Origin of the sequence: Butyricicoccus sp. AF18-9LB (assembly GCF_027684505.1) — a bacterium.
In the GTDB taxonomy this organism is placed as follows: domain Bacteria; phylum Bacillota; class Clostridia; order Oscillospirales; family Butyricicoccaceae; genus Agathobaculum; species Agathobaculum butyriciproducens.
The window spans coordinates 434-810 of the sequence record NZ_JAQCWA010000065.1; the positions used below are offsets into that span (position 1 = coordinate 434).

1 protein-coding gene is annotated in these 377 nt (G+C 48.0%); it reads right to left on the reverse strand.

Features of this window, described 5'->3' with window-relative positions:
* Positions 1-377 (reverse strand): hypothetical protein (locus PGY33_RS14320; protein WP_270479217.1); only part of this gene is annotated, 377 nt, incomplete at its 5' end.

Genomic DNA, 377 nt, shown 5'->3' on the forward strand with positions numbered 1-377 from the left:
TTAACAAGGGATGTAAACTACCTGCGAATAGTTGACATTGTCGTTCAGCGAGCCTGTGTATTCACCATAGCAAACAATACTGGTTGCAAACCTATTGATAGCGCGAGCCGATGCGTTACAGGTTGCCCGGTACGAGGACGAACCAAGCAAAAATGTGGAGATATTCCCGTAGTAGCTGGTATTGCTGGAGGTACCAAATTTAACAGAAATAATGAACGCCCGACCGGATCTGACGTTTCTTTTATTATTGGTGTGTCCATACCCACCGGAGTCAGTTACTTTTAGTGGGCTACTAATTAGCGCAGAAACCGCTGTGCTGCTGGCTTCGATAGCCGTTGCGGCCGTTTTAGACGAAGCCACAGCCGCCATAGCGGTCT